General features: G+C 62.9%; 18 protein-coding genes. 5 read left to right on the top strand and 13 right to left on the bottom strand.

Annotated features, from left to right (window positions below):
* Nucleotides 1–19: 19 nt before the first annotated feature.
* From FEZ59_RS23705 to FEZ59_RS23690, 4 genes are all read right to left on the bottom strand, one after another.
* A complete protein-coding gene (locus FEZ59_RS23705; RefSeq protein WP_172933295.1) occupies nucleotides 20–781 on the bottom strand; it encodes an ESX secretion-associated protein EspG in 762 nt (253 codons plus the stop codon).
* The gene (locus FEZ59_RS23700; RefSeq protein WP_172933294.1) at nucleotides 778–2,313 is read right to left on the bottom strand and encodes a hypothetical protein; all 1,536 of its coding nucleotides are present in this window, start codon (nucleotides 2,311–2,313) and stop codon (nucleotides 778–780) included. Before FEZ59_RS23700 ends, FEZ59_RS23705 begins: the two co-directional genes overlap by 4 nt.
* A 127-nt stretch (nucleotides 2,314–2,440) precedes the next feature.
* Nucleotides 2,441–3,637 carry an Ig-like domain-containing protein gene (locus tag FEZ59_RS23695; RefSeq protein ID WP_172933293.1) on the bottom strand — a complete coding sequence of 399 codons (1,197 nt, stop codon included), beginning with the start codon at nucleotides 3,635–3,637 and terminating at the stop codon, nucleotides 2,441–2,443.
* Nucleotides 3,638–3,669: 32 nt separating this feature from the next.
* Nucleotides 3,670–4,713 carry a UDP-N-acetylmuramate dehydrogenase gene (locus tag FEZ59_RS23690; RefSeq protein ID WP_020906754.1) on the bottom strand — a complete coding sequence of 348 codons (1,044 nt, stop codon included), beginning with the start codon at nucleotides 4,711–4,713 and terminating at the stop codon, nucleotides 3,670–3,672.
* A 74-nt stretch (nucleotides 4,714–4,787) separates the two neighbouring features.
* Between FEZ59_RS23690 and FEZ59_RS23685 the strand changes: the two genes are divergently transcribed.
* From FEZ59_RS23685 to FEZ59_RS23675, 3 genes are all read left to right on the top strand, one after another.
* Entirely contained in the window at nucleotides 4,788–5,285 is a 498-nt protein-coding gene (locus tag FEZ59_RS23685; protein WP_019744408.1) for a DUF2505 domain-containing protein, read from the top strand.
* 76 nt (nucleotides 5,286–5,361) lie between these two features.
* Entirely contained in the window at nucleotides 5,362–5,862 is a 501-nt protein-coding gene (locus FEZ59_RS23680; protein ID WP_003941898.1) for a DUF2505 domain-containing protein, read from the top strand.
* Nucleotides 5,863–5,869: 7 nt separating this feature from the next.
* Entirely contained in the window at nucleotides 5,870–6,658 is a 789-nt protein-coding gene (locus FEZ59_RS23675) for a hypothetical protein (RefSeq protein WP_021343392.1), read from the top strand.
* 70 nt (nucleotides 6,659–6,728) lie between these two features.
* Here the strand turns inward: FEZ59_RS23675 and FEZ59_RS23670 are convergent, their stop codons facing one another.
* The 3 genes from FEZ59_RS23670 to FEZ59_RS23660 all read right to left on the bottom strand — a co-directional run bounded on the left by FEZ59_RS23670 (nucleotide 6,729) and on the right by FEZ59_RS23660 (nucleotide 11,164).
* The gene (locus FEZ59_RS23670; RefSeq protein ID WP_172933292.1) at nucleotides 6,729–8,762 is read right to left on the bottom strand and encodes an Ig-like domain-containing protein; all 2,034 of its coding nucleotides are present in this window, start codon (nucleotides 8,760–8,762) and stop codon (nucleotides 6,729–6,731) included.
* Between the two features lie 81 nt (nucleotides 8,763–8,843).
* Nucleotides 8,844–10,274: an Ig-like domain-containing protein gene (locus tag FEZ59_RS23665; RefSeq protein ID WP_242459919.1), complete on the bottom strand. Its 1,431-nt coding sequence runs from the start codon at nucleotides 10,272–10,274 to the stop codon at nucleotides 8,844–8,846.
* A 311-nt stretch (nucleotides 10,275–10,585) separates the two neighbouring features.
* Nucleotides 10,586–11,164 (bottom strand): hypothetical protein, encoded by a 579-nt coding sequence (locus FEZ59_RS23660; protein ID WP_020906750.1) that lies wholly within the window; start codon nucleotides 11,162–11,164, stop codon nucleotides 10,586–10,588.
* Nucleotides 11,165–11,291: 127 nt separating this feature from the next.
* Here FEZ59_RS23660 and FEZ59_RS23655 point away from each other — a divergent pair, with 127 nt between their 5' ends.
* Nucleotides 11,292–12,062, top strand: a complete 771-nt coding sequence (locus FEZ59_RS23655) for a DUF2993 domain-containing protein (protein WP_029254824.1) — start codon at nucleotides 11,292–11,294, stop codon at nucleotides 12,060–12,062.
* On the opposite strand, the gene deoC is transcribed toward FEZ59_RS23655, so the two are convergent.
* A complete protein-coding gene (gene deoC / locus FEZ59_RS23650; RefSeq protein ID WP_172933290.1) occupies nucleotides 12,059–12,724 on the bottom strand; it encodes a deoxyribose-phosphate aldolase in 666 nt (221 codons plus the stop codon). The two genes, FEZ59_RS23655 and deoC, sit on opposite strands and share 4 nt — an antisense overlap.
* A 64-nt stretch (nucleotides 12,725–12,788) precedes the next feature.
* On the opposite strand from deoC, the gene purU reads away from it, so the two are divergent.
* Nucleotides 12,789–13,676, top strand: a complete 888-nt coding sequence (purU, locus tag FEZ59_RS23645; protein WP_003941509.1) for a formyltetrahydrofolate deformylase — start codon at nucleotides 12,789–12,791, stop codon at nucleotides 13,674–13,676.
* A 12-nt stretch (nucleotides 13,677–13,688) separates the two neighbouring features.
* Here the strand turns inward: purU and FEZ59_RS23640 are convergent, their stop codons facing one another.
* The 5 genes from FEZ59_RS23640 to FEZ59_RS23620 form a co-directional block, all read right to left on the bottom strand.
* On the bottom strand, nucleotides 13,689–14,720 hold the full coding sequence (locus FEZ59_RS23640; protein ID WP_020968907.1) for an alpha/beta hydrolase: 1,032 nt from the start codon (nucleotides 14,718–14,720) through the stop codon (nucleotides 13,689–13,691).
* Between the two features lie 168 nt (nucleotides 14,721–14,888).
* Nucleotides 14,889–15,185, bottom strand: a complete 297-nt coding sequence (locus FEZ59_RS23635) for a DUF2516 family protein (protein ID WP_003941505.1) — start codon at nucleotides 15,183–15,185, stop codon at nucleotides 14,889–14,891.
* Nucleotides 15,186–15,281: 96 nt separating this feature from the next.
* The gene (locus FEZ59_RS23630; RefSeq protein WP_019744417.1) at nucleotides 15,282–16,109 is read right to left on the bottom strand and encodes a heparin-binding hemagglutinin; all 828 of its coding nucleotides are present in this window, start codon (nucleotides 16,107–16,109) and stop codon (nucleotides 15,282–15,284) included.
* Nucleotides 16,102–16,608 carry a helix-turn-helix transcriptional regulator gene (locus FEZ59_RS23625; protein ID WP_019744418.1) on the bottom strand — a complete coding sequence of 169 codons (507 nt, stop codon included), beginning with the start codon at nucleotides 16,606–16,608 and terminating at the stop codon, nucleotides 16,102–16,104. The genes FEZ59_RS23630 and FEZ59_RS23625 overlap by 8 nt, the downstream gene beginning before the upstream one ends.
* Nucleotides 16,609–16,711: 103 nt before the next feature.
* Nucleotides 16,712–17,992 (bottom strand): DUF445 domain-containing protein, encoded by a 1,281-nt coding sequence (locus FEZ59_RS23620; RefSeq protein ID WP_202023092.1) that lies wholly within the window; start codon nucleotides 17,990–17,992, stop codon nucleotides 16,712–16,714.
* Between the last annotated feature and the right edge of the window lie 179 nt (nucleotides 17,993–18,171).

Raw genomic sequence — 18,171 nt, 5'->3', positions numbered from 1 at the left:
TTCGAATCGCACCGAACAGCTAGAGCCTCGGGCGAATCGACTGACGGAGGACGGAGTCGAGATTGCGTGCAATCTCGGCCTCCGTCACTTCCGCGGAAGCGCCGCGGGCACTCACGGTTTCACCCGCGGTGATGATGTACCGACCGTCGCCGGCATAGTCGTACCAGTGAAACGTTATTCCGTCGTCGGTCGGCCTGCTGTCGACGGCTCCTCCCGGGTATGCGGTGACTTCACCGATCGAGGTCCGCTCTCGGCCGAAGAATCTGCTCACTTCCTCGCTTCCGCGCGCACCGGCTGCGCTGCTCAGAAAGCTCTGCCTCCCGGCAGTTTTCGGCCTTTCGATGCTCACGCCACGCTCCGATCCAGCGGGGCAGGTCGGCAGGTGATCGACGAGCATCCGCGGAATTGCCGATGGGCGTGCCACGGTGAAAACCACGTCGGAGCCACAGTCGACAGTCCTGCCGGGCAGTTGAGTCAGGAGCACACCCAGGTCGCCGGCAACAACACCGTGCAATCGCGTCACCGTACTCATTTTCTGCCCGTGAAAACCGGAAACCTCCACACGAGCATCAGGATTCGCGAGAGCACCGAGAACGTGATGCAGCCGATCGTCGAGCACGGCAGACAGGTGCGCTCCCGCTCGACGTCGCGCCGCTGTCAGCTCGTTCATGGTGTCGGCCGCCGGACGAAACCGCAGCGGGTACGGGAGTCGGTCACGTCCGACCGCTTCCCAGAGAATCTGGAATTCGAGGCCGGTGAACTGCCACTGCATGGTGGTCATTCGCCCAGTACCGCCGGGGAGACCATGGGTAGGTCGCCGATCAGGGCGTTGCCGTTCTCGACGGTGACGAGGTAGCCGGGGGTGTCGTGAACGTTGTCTTCGTCTTGCCCTTGCCCTCGTCCCGGTGCCATGCCGCCGACGCCACCCATCGCTCCCCGACCACTCTGCGCGCCCGTCGCCGAAGTACCGCCAGTTCCGTTGACTCCCCCACGTCCGCCACCGGCGAGGCCACCGCCGCCGCCAGGGCCGCCAGGTCCGAGGGCTCCACCTGGCCCGAAGCCGCCGGTACCGATTCCACCGGCAGATCCTCCACCCGAACCGCTACCCACCGGGCCTGACGGCACACCGGAACCGAGCTGAGCACCATTCGGAGTTGCACGGGCAAGGCCATCCGGCGCTGCACCGGCGGACAGTGGACCGGCATGTGCCGCGGTGGTCCGGGCCGGGCCGGAATCGTTTGCGGACCGGGCGGCGTCGGCACCGGAATTCCCCTGGGCGTCAACACCACTACGGTTGTCACCATTTCCGGAACTGCTGCTGGAAGGGTTCTGACCGGAACCGTCCCCGGCCGGATTTGCACCGCCGGAGTTTCCACCGTCCACTCCTCCACCAACTCCGCCACCCGACGCCGATGGCGCGCCGAGCCCGTTCCCCGTTCCCGAGGCCATACCTCCGCCGGAACCACCACCACCGAATGCGCCGCCACTTCCAGCCCCGCCACTTCCAGCCCCGCCACTGCCGGTGACCGGATTGAAAGCGGCCGGGAGGATCGGCACCTGGTCGTCCGCACGCTTCATGTACGGCAGATACACGTCCTTCATCACCTGGCGCGCTTGACGTTCGGCTTCTTCCGCTTCGTATTGGGCCTGCTTCCACGTAGCCCCGGGAACCAGGCTGAGAAACCTCTCGACCGTCGAGGCGCCGTCGGGTGCCGGAATCGAGCGTTTGGCCTCGTCGAGTGCGATCTTCGCCTCCTCGATCTTGTTCGAGATCAGATCGACCCGCACCTTCAGCTCACCCGCATCAGCCGAGTAGGCCAGCACTGCTTCCAACGCAGCCGAGCCGCCGCGCCCCTGCCAGCCTTCGGTGATTGCACCGTTCACATCGTTCTGGAACTTCCCGATGCCAGATTCCACCCGGCCGGCAATGGCCTTCCAGGCCTCACCGATTGCACTCAGGGTTGCCGGATTCATCTCGTTGACGTGGTTGAAGATTTCGGAGTGCGACATCGCATCGAAAGGATCGTCGTCCACGATTGCATGTTCGCTGTACTCGAGCGATGACGTCTGGGCCGTGAGGGCATCGCGCTCACCCCAGGCTCGTGCGCGCTCTGCATCGGCGTCGGCGGTCGCAACAGCCATCTCGTCGTCGAACGCGCCGCGGTCGTCGGTTACGGATTGCACCAGAGCAGATGTAGCGACTGCGCTCGCGATGGGAGCGCCGACAACTGGCAACGCCGCCACGCCGGACGGGACGGCATGCGTCGCTTCGGAGATCCTGCCAAGCACATCTTCCAGAAATGGAATGCCCACCGCTGCCCCCTGACGTCGAAATCCCCGTCGGACTCCCCCGAGCCGACAGCGCTTACCTGTATTGACGCAAGCAACGCCCGGATGGTTCCGCTCGTCGACGGATTTCTCGGTTCACAGCAGTAGAGACTTACGCCAGTGCAGACATCGACTTCCAGGTCGGCAAATCGATCGCCCAGTCGTAGATGTCGCCGTCCGCAGGCGACAGGTCGATCGACGTGCCGGTCACCTCGACGGGGTCACCGTAGAGGGCGGTTCCGAAGTATTCCTGCGCGTCGGATGTCGACAGGTTGATGCAACCGTTCGTGACGTTCGACGAGCCCTGTACCCCGGTGGTCTGAGGATTGGCGTGGATGAATTCGCCGTTGTTGGAGATGCGCACCGCCCAACGCTCACGCACGTTCTCGTAGAACGGCGGATTGGACATCATGAAGTCTTCGTACTTCTCCGTCACCATGTGAATGCCGCTGCGCGTGACGTTTCGAGGTTCGTTTCCCTCGCCGTAGCTGACGGGAATGTCCATGATCGTCTGACCGTCTCGCACCACCTGCATGCGGTGGCTCGGCGCGTTCGCCTTCACGATCTGGCTACGACCGATCGTGAAGTCGAGCGTGAGATCCTGGTCGCCGTAAGCGCCACCGCCGTAGTTCAAGCCGTAGAGCTTGGCGTCCAGATGGACAGTTGTGCCCGGCACCCAGTAATCGGCCGGTCGCCAATGGGCCCGTGATCCGCCGTTGTCGTCGGCCAGCCATGCCCACGATCCGGCGGTGGGCGGCACGGTGGTCACGACAAGCGCCTTCTCGACGGCCGCCTTGTCGACGACGGAGTTGTCGAACTGCAACGTGATCGGTGCCGCGATACCAACTTCCTGGCCGTCGGCGATGTTGAGGGTGGCGCCGGTGGTCGACTCCGGGGCGACCGTCGTAAAGCTCCCCTGCACTGGCACGGATTTACCGTCGGTTCCGGTTGCCGAGCCCGACCACGAATACGTGGTGCCGTAGCCGAGTGCCTCACTGACGGTGAACGTCGTCTTGTCAGGCGAGAGTTGTCCGGCGACGGCCTTACCGGCCGCGTTGCTGAGATTGACGTCGGCCAGTGTTCCCTGGGTCACCGCAACCGAGACGGGCGCGACCGGGCTGACGTCTTTGGTACCGGGTGCCGGCGTCGACACCACGGTCGCAACAAGCGCTGGTTCGGCGGCCGCCGCACCGCCTTGTCCGTCCTTGCCACCGATCGTGCAGCCGACGGCGGCCACCATCACCGCGAGCAATACAGCTACCAACGCAACAACACGCGAACGACTTCTCCGACCACCCAGCTCATGCACTTCAACAGGCTACCTGCGGGCTCCGTCAGGAATCAGATGGTGAAGCCCACAGTTACCGGTTCCGGTTCCAGGTGGACGCCGAACGCGGCTTCGACGCCGTCGCGAACCGTCCGCGCGAGCGAGACCACATCCGCGCTCGTTGCCGACCCTCTGTTGGTCAACGCCAAGGTGTGTTTCGTCGACAGCCTGGCCGGTGCATCTTCACCGGGATAACCCTTCGAGAATCCGGCCCGTTCGATCAACCATCCGGCCGAGAGCTTGGTTCCACCACTGCCCGGGAACTGCGGCACGGTGACGTCTCCGAGCTGTTCGGTTATTGCTCCGAGCACAGCGGGCAGCTTGTCGTCCGGCACCACGGGGTTGGTGAAGAATGAACCCGCGCTCCACGTGTCGTGGTCGTACGGATCGAGCACCATCGCCTTGCCGGTCCGCAATCCCAGAACCGCCTCGCGGACCTGCGACGCAGGCAACCGCTCGCCTTCCTCGGCCCCGAGTGCAGTGAACAGTTCGCGGTACGCGAGCGGGGCGCTCAATCCGTCGGTCGACGCATCGAATTCGACGGCGAGAACCACTGCTGCATCGGAATGCTTGAGAACGCTCGACCGGTAGCCCAACTCGAGTTTCGACGGTTCGACCCACGACACTTCGCCGCTGCGTCGGTCGAGCAATTGAACCTGCCGGAGCCGCGAGCCCACCTCGACGCCGTACGCGCCGACGTTCTGCACCGGCGTCGCACCGGTCGAGCCCGGAATCCCGGACAGGCATTCGAGGCCGCCCAGTTCCGCGGCGACGGATTGGCCGACTACTTCGTCCCACACTGCGCCCGCTTCGGCAATGACGCGGTCCGTGTCGAGGCTCACGGTGGTGTTGGCCACACGAACGACAACTCCGTCGAATCCCGCGTCCGAGATCACGAGATTCGATCCGCCGGCGAGAATCAGCGTCGGGATCTGCTCGCGATCGAGCAGCGTCACGACGTCGATCAACGACTGCGTCGTCGGGCATTCGGCGAGCAGCCGCGCCGGTCCCCCGATTCGGAGCGTCGTCAATCCCGACAAGTCAACGTTCTCGGACACGAAAGCGCCTGATTCCACGACGCGTCTGCCAATGGTTACGTCCCACACATCGATAAACGGTAGCCTCCACAATCGTGAGCCGTCGCATCGAGCATTCGTCGAAGTACACAGTCCCCGCCGAGAAGGTCCATGAGGCGGTGACCTCCGAGCAGTACTGGCGCGACCGAATCGTCGCTGTCGGTGGTCCCGGCGCGGCGATCGAAGAGCTGACCGTTCGCGACGAGACCGTCGCGGTCACGATGTCGCAGATCATTGCTGCCGAGCATCTCCCGAGCATGGTGTCGAAGGTCGTCAACGGCGACATCGTCATCAAGCGCAGTGAGACGATGGCTCCTTTCAAGGACGGCAAGGCCACTGGCACCTTCTCCGCCCACGTCGACGGTGTTCCCGCCCGTATCGAGGGCACGCAGGTCCTGACTGGCGACGAGAACTCCGCCACTCTCGAGATCGAGGGTGAGGTCGAGGTCAAGATCCCGTTCCTCGGCGGAAAGATCGAAAGCGCGATCGTCGACGAGGTTGTCCGGCTCATCCAGGCCGAACAGGACTTCACCCGGGAGTGGATCGCGAAGTAAGATCCTGCGGGCGGCGATAGTTGTGGATACGGCCAATTTGGCTTGTCACAGCGCGTAACAGGTATTCTTTCCGATCATGGCTCGCCGCATCGACTACTCCGCCCGCTATCAGCACTCCCCCGAGCAGGTCTACGCGGCACTGGCGGACCGCTCGTACTGGGAGGCCCGCGTCGAGGAGATGCGCAAGCATTCCGAGAACCATGTGGAACATTTCGAGGTCACCGATTCCGGAATCGATCTCGTGCTGCACCACATTCTCCCGCGCACCGATTTGCCGGACATTGCTCAGACGGTGATGAAGAAGGATCTGGTCATCACGCGCAAGGAGTCGTACGGCGCCTTCGGCGACACCGTGACCGGAACGTACGAAGCGTCCATCCCGGCCGGGCCGGGGAATCTGTCCGGCACCATGGAGTTGTTCGCGACCGAGACCGGGTCCACGCTACGAACCACGTCCGAGGCGAAGGTCTTCATACCGTTCATCGGCGCGAAGTTGGAACAGCTCATGCTCATCAACCTCGTCGATCTGTTCCGCACCGAAGCCCAGGTCACCGCGACCTGGCTCGCCGCACGCTGAAGCCGACGTGAAGAAGGCTCCACCCCCGAAGATCGAGGGGGTCATCACCCGTGGCACGACGGGGATCAACAGACTGCGACGAAGTGACCGGTGGATCGTCCACAACCGCACTATCGCTCGCGCCCTGAACAATGCGGCCGATCCGTTGATCGTCGACCTCGGGTACGGGGCGAGGCCGGACACCACCTTCGAGATGGCAAGCCGCCTCACCGCTGTCCGGCGGGATCGACGCGTCATCGGGCTCGAGATCGACCCCGCCCGCGTGGTCGAGAGTCGTGACGGTGTCAGCTTCGCCCGTGGCGGATTCGAACTGGCCGGTCTCACACCCGTTTTCGTACGCGCCTTCAACGTCCTCCGGCAGTATCCGGAAGACGCCGTGGACTCTGCGTGGGCACACATTCAGTCCGGCCTCGCCCCGGGCGGACTGCTACTCGACGGAACCTGCGACGAGCTCGGAAGGCGTTGCGCCTGGGTGCTTCTCGACGCCGATCGTCCCTTGACCCTGACACTGGCCTGGGATCCCTTCGACATCGATCGCCCTTCCGACATCGCGGAACGTCTCCCGAAGGCTCTCATCCACCGCAACGTTCCGGGCGAGCCGATCCATGCACTGCTCAGCGCTGCCGATCGAGCCTGGGCAACTGCCGCGCCGCACGCCTCCTTCGGACCTCGACATCGCTGGGCTGCCGCATTGGAAATTCTTCGGGCGCAAGGAATTCCCGTGCAGCCCGCGCGACGACGTCTTCGCGACTGCATCCTGACGGTGCCATGGCATGTCGTAGCGCCGAACCCCTGAACTCGCAGACGGGAAACGCCTCGCCGCAGAAGTTGTCTCTGCGGCGAGGCGTCTGTGTGCAGGCGTCGAGCTAGGACCCGAAGATGTTTTCCAGGCTTCCCAGCGAACCTGTCGAACTGCCGCCGTTGCCGGGCTCTCCGCCGTCGGACTCTGCCGTGATCTTGACGGTGACTGCAGTCTGGGTCTCGGAACCGAGGTAGCCGTCGGTTCCGCTGAACACCGCGGTGATTCGGCGATCACCGAGTTCGGTGAAGGTGTGCGAGAGCGTGGCCTTGCCGTTCACTACCGCAACCGGTCCACCGATCGGGGTGGTTCCGTCCATGAACTGAACGGTTCCTGCGCTGAGCGTAGGTGCCACTGCCGCAACGAGATCAACCTTCGCGCCCTTGACCGCTGACGCCGGAGCGCTCACGGTGATGGACGTTTCCTGATCCTCCGCGGCCGGAGCCGTGACCGAAACCGACTGAGCGGCCGAGGTAGAGGTGAGGAATCCTGTTGCACCCGAGTAGACGGCCGTGATGTCGTGCGTACCGACGCTCGCGAACTCGTGCATGATCGACGCTTTGCCGTCGACGACCGGCACCGCCGAGCCGAGATTGCCCGAGCCGTCCTTGAACTGCACCGTGCCACCCACCGGCGACGGAGTGACCGCCACGGAGAGACCCACTGCCGTACCGGTTTTTGCATCCGCCGGAACGGTCAAGACCGTCTCGGTCTGCTGGTCGGTGGGAGCCGGCGCCTTGACGTTCACAGTCTGGGTGTTGGACGTCGAACCCAGGTAGTTGCCCGAACCCGAGAATACTGCGGTGATGCTGTACTCGCCCGCCACGTTGAAGGTCGGCATGGTTGTCGCCTTACCCGTGGCGTCCACTGGAACCGAGGGGCCCAGATCCCTGCCACCTTCCTTGAACTGCACGGTGCCACCTGCAACACCGGTCGAGACAGAGGCAGTGAACGACAATGCCTCACCGGTCGACGCCGTCGACGGGCCGACGAGTGTGGTCGTTGTGTTCTCCTCGACCACCACCGGAGCGACTGTCAACGCATGCGGCGCCGACGTCGAGGCCTGGTAGACACCGGAACCGGAGTACACCGCCACGATCGAATGCGCGCCTTCTGCATAGGAATTCGTCAGCGAGGCCTTGCCGTTGGCATCGACGGTAACGGCGCCGCCGAGGTCGGTTGCACCGTCTTTGAACTGCACCGTGCCACCCGCCGGAGTAGGCGACACCGTAGCCTCGACGGTCACGGACTCACCTGCAACTGCACTTGCGGGACCGGTGATCGCGGTTGCAGTGCTCTTGTCCGCTTCGGACACGACGACGTCGACAGCAGACGACGTGGAGGTCGCCACCTTTGCATTTCCGAGGTACTTGGCCGTCACGCTGTGGGTTCGGACGTCAGCCGGTGTCCAGGCAAGTGTTGCAACACCATTGGCGAGCGCGCCCGCACCGATCTTGGTGGCACCGTCGAAGAACTCCACCGAATCACCGTCGGCACCACCGGTCACCGTCGCGCTCAGCGGAACAGGTTGTCCCAACTTCACGCCACTGACCGGTGACACGGCCGTCGTCGAGACGTTCTTCTGAACATTGATCGACGGGCCACGACCATTCGTCGTGTCGTCAACGAACACCGTCCCGTCGAAATGCACCGTCGTCGACAAATTGGTACCACGAGCACAATCCGCGCCGACGCGATACTGGAATTCGAACGTCTTGACGTCACCGCCCCACATCGGCCACTCCGTAGCACCCGCACTCAACCGAACAGAATCAGTAGCCACCTCGTTGACACGGAACGCACTACCGTTCACCGTCGCCGAACCATCGACATACGTCATACACGCCGGATGAAAATCGCGCACCGCATACAGATTGTGAACCCCAGCAGTTCGCTTGAACACCGTCTTCGACGTGATCACATCACCCTCGGACGGCGTGCCGTTACTGATCGTCCGAGTCACCTTGTACCCATCGGAATTGAACTCAGCCGTCACCGGAGCCGCACCAGCAACCCCGACACCCGTAACCACCGCGAACCCCGCAGCAACAGCAAACACACTCAAACCTGCAACTGCACGACGTGCAGAACCTACAGACATAGATTTTCCTTCTCGAGAAGTGAGGGATATGGGTGATGCCCCACCACCTGAAGCGGGCGGGGCATCACCGGGTATCGATTGCTAGGAGCCGAAGATGTTGCCGAGGCTGCCGAGCGAACCGGTGCCGTTGCCTGGTTCTTCACCGTCGACCGGTGCGGCGATCTGGACGGAGACCTGATCGGAGGATGCCGTCACTGTGCCGGCGCCCGAGTACTCCGCCGCGACAATTCGCTGACCCTGAGTTGCGGGCTTCCACGAAAGGCTGGCCTTTCCGGATGAATCGACCGTAGCCGTGCCGATGACGGTCTCGCCGTCCTTGAAGGTGACTGTGCCACCGGCATTTGCAGGACTGATCTGAGCGGAGATCGTCTGTGCAACGCCGACCTGGCCCGCTACTACGCTGAGATCTGTTGTGGAGCTTGTTGTTCCGGCGGGCCGTTCGGCGACTGTCACATTCGCGGTGGTACTCGACCCGGTGACGCCGGATCTGCCGGCGAACACAGCCTCGACGTTCTGCGCACCGGCAACCGCCGGAACCCAGGCGTAGGTCGCTTCACCGTTGCCTGCCACCGGCACCGAAGCGAGCACCGTTCCGCCGACCTTGAACGTGACCGTTCCACCAGTGCCCGACGCGGATACAGTCGCTTTGAGAGTGGTCGACTTGCCGACCTGCGCGCCCGAGATCGGCGCCAGCGTCGTACTGGACTGAGCATCGGCCTGCGAAACGTTCACGATCAGCGCTGCCGAAGCGGAACCGACGGCACGCGTCGTGTCGGCGAACTTCGCTGTGATCGAGTGGTCTCCACGGGTTGTCGGTGTCCAGGCAAGTGTTGCAACACCATTGGCGAGCGCGCCCGCACCGATCTTGGAACCGGCGTCGAAGAACTCCACCGAATCACCGTCGGCACCACCGGTCACCGTCGCACTCAACGTCACCGGCTGCCCCACCTGAGCGCCACTGACCGGTGACACGGCCGTCGTCGACACGTTCTTCTGAACATTGATCGACGGACCACGACCATTCGTCGTGTCGTCAACGAACACCGTCCCGTCGAAATGCACCGTCGTCGACAAATTGGTACCACGAGCACAATCCGCACCGACGCGATACTGGAATTCGAACGTCTTGACGTCACCGCCCCACATCGGCCACTCCGTAGCACCCGCACTCAACCGAACAGAATCAGTAGCCACCTCGTTGACACGGAACGCACTACCGTTCACCGTCGCCGAACCATCGACATACGTCATACACGCCGGATGAAAATCGCGCACCGCATACAGATTGTGAACCCCAGCAGTTCGCTTGAACACCGTCTTCGACGTGATCACATCACCCTCGGACGGCGTGCCGTTACTGATCGTCCGAGTCACCTTGTACCCATCGGAATTGAACTCAGCCGTCACCGGAGCCGCACCAGCAACCCCGACACCCGCAACCACCGCGAAACCCGCAGCAACAGCAAAGACACTCAAACCACCGACAACACGACGAACACCACTCACGGACATCCACATCCCTCTCGCACACGGGAGCAGACAGCCGTCCAGGACAAGCGTCCGTCTGCTTTTGATGCCGTGACGTTATCCCATTGACTGTAAAGTAACTACGCTTTTCGCCGAATTAGTTCATCGCCGACATCACCAAGCTGCAGCGATCATGGGTCGAAAGTCCCGAAGTACTGGTCCAGATATCGCTCCACCTGCACTGAAGTCAGAATATTCGCCCCGAAGTAGCGCATTTCAAATCTCTGATATTGGTGTCATATTCGATTTCGAACGTGATGCCAGAAGGTCGCAGAAGCATAGAAAATCAATCTCGACTACAGGCTTGCGGCGAGCGCCAACTCCACTCGGACGGCAACGTCGATGCTCGCGTTTTCACACGAGAGATACAACTCGTGCGCGTCCAGTCGACCTATCGCTACCGCATCGGCGACTACTTCGTTGAGCAGGACTTGAGAAATTCCACCGGAAGCGAGGTCGTGCACGGTGCGCAAAGGCGTGGTGATGCGGATGGGTCCAATCTGTTCGCACTCGTCGTCCGCGAGCGGCAGTCGGTGCAGGGCGACTTGGCGGGTCGGCGCCGCGAGTGGGTGCGCTGTCGAGAGATGAATAAAGCGAGGTTGCAGGTGCCCGAGGCCATGTAGATCTGCGGCGCTGTAATGCGAGACGGTGGCGCTACCGGCGAACCACGTGCACCACTTCGCAAATTCGTCCAAGGCAGTATGTCTGACGCGTTCGAGGCGAAAGAGTCCGCGGCACTCACATGTCCATGTTCCGGATTCCGTCATCTCCTCCATCGACGCCAGACCGAAACCCAGTTCGGACGCTTGGAGAGCCGTGACAAATCCACACTGCCGCAGCGCCAGCAGCTCGAGTGATTCGTAGTCCGAAGCCATGACCACCTCCGGTGACCGTCGAAAACGCCGTTTCGAACAGACTACGGGCGACTGTGTCGCGCATCACAGGAATGAGGAAGTGCGTATTCACAGAGTTCGTTCAGACTCGTCGGGAAGAATCTGGCGAATGACTGTCGCAGCGAACAACCCTCGTCCGCGCAACCGAGTGCTCGTCATCCTTCTCGTGGTGATCGCCGTGCTCGTGGCGGCACTCGTCGGTGGAGAACTGTACGTACGCAACCAGGTGAAGACCTGCATGGCCGATCAGTTCCAGAGCGAACTGGGATCCCAGGTCGACGTCGGGTTGAGCTGGAAGCCCGTACTCCTGCAGGCAGTCGACAAGAAGGTGCCGTACATCAGCATCGACAGTGACGACTCTTCGTTCGGCCCCGCAACGGGCATGCAGGTTCACGCGAAGGTGAACGACATCAACTTGCAGCCCTCGGCGGGTAACAGCGGCACCATCGGCAGCTCCAGCGCCGACGTCACCTGGTCTACCGCAGGCATTCTCGCCACCTTGCAGGAGCAGACCTTCGGTGGCCTCGTCTCCGGCGTCACCGCCGACTCGAGCGCCGGAACACTCGCGTTCGACGTCGGACCGGTCGGGCTCGCGAAGCTCACGGTCAAGCCCACCGTCACCAACGGTGTGGTCGACGTTCAGACCGTCGGCGCCGAGATTCTCGGATTGGGTCTGCCGACAGACCTGGTCGACGGCATCGTCCAGACACTCACCGACAGCCTGCAGACGTACCCGCTGGACATGAAGCCCACCAAGCTGACCGTTACCGACGACGCAATCCAGATCTCACTGGAGGGCGGCGCTTACGCCATGCCCGTCGCCGACGCGAACAACCAGAACGCCTCGGCGGTGCCGGACAGCTGCGGCCTGCTGACCTAGTCGGTCAGACCGTCCAATACTGCTCGGGTTCCGGACAATCCGAGACGGGTGGCGCCGGCCGCAATCATGTCGAGTGCGGCCTGCGTCGTACGTATTCCGCCACTGGCCTTGACTCCCACGCCTGGGCCGACCGTCCGTGCCATCAGTTCGACGGCCTCGACCGTCGCCCCACCCGCGGGGTGGAAGCCGGTGGAGGTCTTGACGAAGTTCGCCCCGGCACGCACGGCTGCGCGGCAACATTCGACGATGGCCTCGTCGGACAGGGCAGCGGTTTCGAGAATCACTTTGAGGATCGCACTCTCCCCCATCGCCTCACGGACGGTGAGGATGTCTGCGAGCACAGCGCTGTAGTCGCCGGCGACCGCCGCTCCTATGTCGATGACCATGTCGATCTCGGTAGCGCCCTGATCGACGGCCAGTCGCGCTTCGGCACCCTTGACCAGTGAATGATGCTTCCCCGACGGGAATCCGACGACGGCCGCCGTCACCAGTCCGTCGGCGCGAATCGGCAACATCGACGGCGAGACACAGACGGCCAGCACACCGAGGCTGCGTGCCTCGTCGATCAGGGCGGTCACATCGGCCGCGGTGGCTTCGGGTTTGAGGAGAGTGTGGTCCACCATCGCGGCAACCTGGGAACGAGTGAGTGCAGCTTCAGACATGATGGAAAGCTTGGCACACCACCACGCGACCGTCGCCGCAGCCGCACCTGAGAGACTAGGCCGCATGACCGCTGCACCTTCGATCGACGATCGTCGCTATGTTCTTTCCCTCGGCTGCCCCGACACCACGGGCATCGTCGCACGCATCTCGACCTTTCTCACCGACGTCGGTGGATGGATCGTGGAGGCCGCGTACCACGCCGATGCCGACACCGGATGGTTCTTCACGCGTCAGGCGGTCCGTGCGTCGTCTGTGAGCATGAGCATCGACGAGCTTCGTGAACGGTTCAAAGCTGTTGCGGCCGAGATCGGTCCGGAAACCGAGTGGACTCTTCACGACTCCGGCGCACCCAAGAAGATCGTGCTGCTCGTGAGCAAGGAAGGTCACTGCTTGCATGACCTCCTGGGCCGCGCCGCGGGCGGAGAACTTCCGGCAGAGATCAGCGCCGTCATCGGAAATCACGAGGACCTGCGCAGTGTCACCGAGCGCCACGGGATCGACTTCCACCACGTTCCGTTCGCCAAGGACCCGGCCGAACGGGGACCGTCCTTCGAGAAGGTCCGCGCCCTGGTCGACGCCCACAACCCCGACGCCGTGGTTCTTGCACGCTTCATGCAGGTGCTTCCCGAATCACTGTGCGAGCACTGGGCCGGCCGCGCGATCAACATCCACCACAGCTTCTTGCCGTCGTTCATCGGTGCCCGCCCCTATCACCAGGCGTTCGCACGCGGCGTGAAGTTGATCGGCGCCACCTGCCACTACGTGACCGCCGAACTCGATGCCGGTCCGATCATCGAGCAGGACGTGATCCGTGTGGACCACGCCGACGATGTCGCCGACATGGTCCGCCAGGGTCGAGACATCGAAAAGCTCGTGCTCTCACGCGGACTGCGCTGGCACCTCGAGGATCGGGTGCTGGTCCACGGGCGCAAGACGGTCGTCTTCAGCTAGAGCTGCGTTGCGCTAGAGATTGCGCAGTCGCACGATTTCCTTGTCGAACTCGTCGATGTTCTCGATCGACGACATGTGACCGACGCCCGGCAACACGATCAACCGTTCGAGGTTGCCGGCGTCGTCGAGGACCTGCGCAAGCTTGCGCGCATGGACCGGCGGAGTGAGCCGATCGAGCGAACCGACGAGCACGGTGGTCGGCACTTCGAGATTGTCGAGTCCCTCGTGAATGTCGAGGGTGCTCAGCGCTGCTCCCCAACCGCCACGAATACGCGGCTTGCACTCACGAACGATGTTCTCGCAGAACTGAATCTCGGCCTTGGTCGCGTTCGGTGACATCGAGACGTACTGGATCGCCTTCGTCATGGCGCCCGAGGAGACAAACGGAACGGGCGAACTGAGGATGGCGCGGCCCACGGGGACCGGCACCCGAGGAAAGCGATTGGGCAGTGGGATGACCGTGGTCTCGGCGATCAACCTTTCACTCGCGGTGCTCGCGAGCATGACCGCCGACGCGTACTTCTTGACCTCGTCGGGGTGACGACCAGCCCAGGCGATGATGCTCATCCCGCCCATGCTGTGACCGACGATGACCGCCTTCTTGTCCTCGCGAACCGTGGCTGCCAGCACGGCAGAAAGGTCGTCGGCGAGGACGTCCGGGCCGAGCGGAAGATTACCGACGGTGCTGCGTCCGTGACCGCGCTGATCGTAGGTGATGACGCGATATTCACCGGCAAGCGCATTGACCTGCGGGTACCAGAATTCGGTTGAGCACGTCCAGCCGTGACTGAGAACGATCGGATCGCCGTCGACGGGACCGTAAGCCCGGATATTGATGATCGCACCGTCGTCGGTGGTCAGTTCACTGATATCAGCTTTGAGCGTCGGAGTCTTCAGGAGTGCGTTGGGCTCGACGTCGCTCGAAAGAGTCAACCCGCGCGTGGATCGCCGATGACGGATCCCAGCGACTGCCGCGACGAGTGCTCCCACCCCGACGGCGCCTGCCAGTACTCGAAGCTCTGTGGTGCGCGAACGACTGGACATGCATTTACCCCTGACTGCTGCTGACGACAGACGGATGCAATCTATGTGTGACTGCCGTTAACCGACACTATCACTCGAACAACGCGCGTTGTCAGCGTTGGAGCGAAGAGTGGGGCAACACACGGTGACCTGGAACCGCGTCACCGGATGAGCAGAAACCGCGGCCCACTACCAGCGGGAACCGCCATGCTGGATGTCGTCCACGCGCGGTCGAACGTCGACGAGATATACACACACTGCAACAACCGCGATGATGCCCAGGAGACCGACAGGGGATGTCGCCAGCAGGATCAACGCCGCAACGATCAGAATTCCGAGCCAGATCGGCTTGGTCAATTTGTTGACCGCGGTAAAGGCGTCCGGACGCTGCCTGACGGCATGAACGATCGCGTAGACAGCACCCACCAACGCGAGCACTTTCAGTGCGAGAAAGATCAGACCGACTAGCCCATCGACTTGAGTCACAACTACATCCTAAGTTCTCATCCGGTTCCCGACGAACACGAAGGCTCCCACACTCGGCTGAGCGCGGGAGCCTTCGTCAGGTGGAGCTGGGCAAAATCAGGCCTTCTTGGCCGGAGCAGCCTTCTTGGCCGGAGCCGGCGCGGTGGCCTTGGCCGGAGCAGCCTTTGCCGGAGCAGCCTTGGCCGGAGCAGCCTTCTTGGCGGCGGTGGTCGCGCGCTCCTGGACGTCGGAAGCGGCAGCGGTCACGCGAGCGGCAGCTTCCTTGGAAGCCTCGTCTGCCTGGTCACCGAGGTCGAGGACCTTCAGTGCTGCCTCGTCGCCTGCGTCGGCGATCTTCTCGCCGGCGTCAGCGATCTTCTCGCCGACCTCTTCTGCGGTGTCGGAGATGCGTCCGGCAGCGCGGCCGGCCAGCTTGGCAGCCTGCTCGCCCACGGCGCGCGTCTGACGAGCAACGGTTCCGAGTGCGTCTTCGGTCAGCTCGACGGCGTCGCCGAGTGCCGACTCTGCAGCAGCGATGCCCTCTTCGACTGCGGGCTGCTTGCGGATGCGCTCGACTGCGTCTTCGCCGCGCTCTGCGAGGGAGTTGTACAGATCGCCGGCAACCTTGAGGTATGCCTCGGCGACCTTGCGGAGTTCCTCGGGTGCGAACTTCTCTCGCAGCTCGGCGAGCTCTTCGGGCAGCTCGGACGGCAGGCCGGCGAGACGCTCGCGCAGTGCCTCGACGCTCTCGGCAACGTCACCCTGAACGGAAGCGAGCTTCTCGCGGGCACCGTCGACACGGCCGTTGACGTCACCCTGGGTGTTCTCGGCGCGCTCACGAACCTGAGCGACTACATCGGCCACGGCCTGGACAACCAGGTCGCCTGCGCCGACAGCGGCGTAGAGCGAGGTCTTGACGCTGTCGATGGCGTTCTTGTCAGTCATCTTGTTCTCCTAGTGAAGTCTCGGTGTCTGGAATTGCGGCCGATTCAGCGAAATCGGGCGCTGCGGCTGGTCTGGACGACTCGTTCTCGCGACAGAACGAGTCGTAGATTTCGAGCAGTACTTGCTTCTGCCGTTCGTTGATGGCCGTCTCGGCCAACACCGCGTCCCTGATGGGACTGTGCGGGCGTTGTTCGAGATATCCCGCTTGGACGTACAGGACTTCTGATGAGACCCGAAGACCCTTGGCAATTTGCGCCAGTACGTCTGCCGACGGTTTACGCAATCCGCGTTCGATCTGACTCAGATACGGATTGCTGACGCCGGCGAGTTGAGCAAGTTGGCGCATCGAAACTTGGGCGGCTTCCCGCTGTGCACGAATGAACCCCCCGATGTCGTGTGCCGCAGAGCTGACGACGCGAGCTGCCAAGTCGCTTGCTCCGGCTGCGGCACCGGATAATTCACGATCTCCGTCATCGGAGTTCGTCGACTTCGCTGGCATTGCGTCCTCCCTTTCCAGTGGACATTTCCCAGGATAGGAGAGGGTGCTAACTATTGCAAGCACTACTGCTAGCACTCGTGGTGGACGTCACATACCGGACAGCTCAGCCGAAGATGAGCGTCGAAATCGTGTAGATCAGCAGCCCGGCGATCGAGCCGACAACGGTGCCGTTGATACGGATGAACTGAAGATCTCGACCGACCTGCAGCTCGATCTTCTGGCTCGCTTCGTCGGCATCCCACCGCTCGACCGTGTCACTGATGACTCCGGTGATCTCGTCGGTGTAGTTCTCCGCGATGTACTTGGTGCCCTGCACCAGCCAGCCGTCGACCTTCTCACGCATGGATTCGTCGTCTCGCAGCCTGATTCCGAAGCCGGCCACGTTCTCGGCGACCTTGGTCCGCAGGGTGCTGTTCGGATCGTCGACCGACTCCATGATGAGGCGCTTGGCGACTTCCCACGTCGAGGACGCCAGACCCGTCACTTCCTCGCGGCCCATGATCTCCGCCTTGATCCCTTCGGCCTTCTTGATGGTCTCCGGGTCGTTCTGCAGATCATCGGCGAAATCGATCAGGAAGCGGTTGGCGGCGAGACGTACCTCGTGTTCCGGGTTGGAACGGACCTTCCAGGTGAACTCGACGAGTTCCTTGTAGATCTTCTCCCCCAGCATCGCGTCGACGAATTTCGGCGACCACGCCGGCGAATCGCGAACGATCACACGGTCGATCGTCTCCTGGCTGCCGAGTGCCCACTGATGCGCGCGCTCGGCAAGCAATTCGATGATCGGCAGTTGCTTGTTGTCCTTGAGCAACTCCCCGAGCACTCGGCCGATCGGCGGTCCCCACATGGGCTCGGCCAGCCGCTTCACGATCGTGTTGTCGATGATCTGGGCAATGTCCTCGTCGCGAAGAACCTCGACCATCCCGCGCAATACCGTCGACGTCTCGGCGGCGACGCGAGCGGCATTGGCAGGTTCAGCCATCCACGTACCGAGGCGGAGCGGAATCTGCGCCTGCTGCACCTTGGCCGACACAACCTCGGGAGCCAGGAAGTTCTGACCGACGAACGAGCTCAAACTGGCTCCGAGCTGGTCTTTCTTACGCTTGATGATGGCAGTGTGCGGGATGGGAAGCCCCATCGGATGACGGAAGAGCGCGGTGACGGCAAACCAGTCGGCAAGCGCGCCGACCATGCCCGCCTCGGACGCGGCCCGGACGTACCCGACCCACTCTCCGGCGCCGCGGGATTCCTGCCACCGGCAGAAGATGTAGACCACCGTCGCGAAGCCGAGGAGGCCAGTGGCGAAGACTTTCATCTTGCGAAGGTCCCGACGCTTGGCGGCGTCGTCGAAGGCGGAGAGGCTCAGTTGCTGCACCCTCGCCATTGTGCCGAAAGGTGTGACGCGGCGTAGCGCGAGCGACACGATGTCCGATTCGCTAGGACTTAATCCCCCGAACTGCGGATGTGAGTGCCCGAGATAAAGGCACGGACATTAAGCTGGACCAGAAAGTAGACCGATCGGACGTGGCTCGCACCACAGATATGAGATGACTCGTGGCCAAG

Source organism: Rhodococcus sp. MS13 (assembly GCF_013277835.1).
Lineage (GTDB): Bacteria > Actinomycetota > Actinomycetes > Mycobacteriales > Mycobacteriaceae > Rhodococcus_F > Rhodococcus_F erythropolis.
The sequence above is the reverse complement of the archived record's forward strand: the minus strand, read 5'-3'. Positions and strand labels throughout refer to the sequence as shown.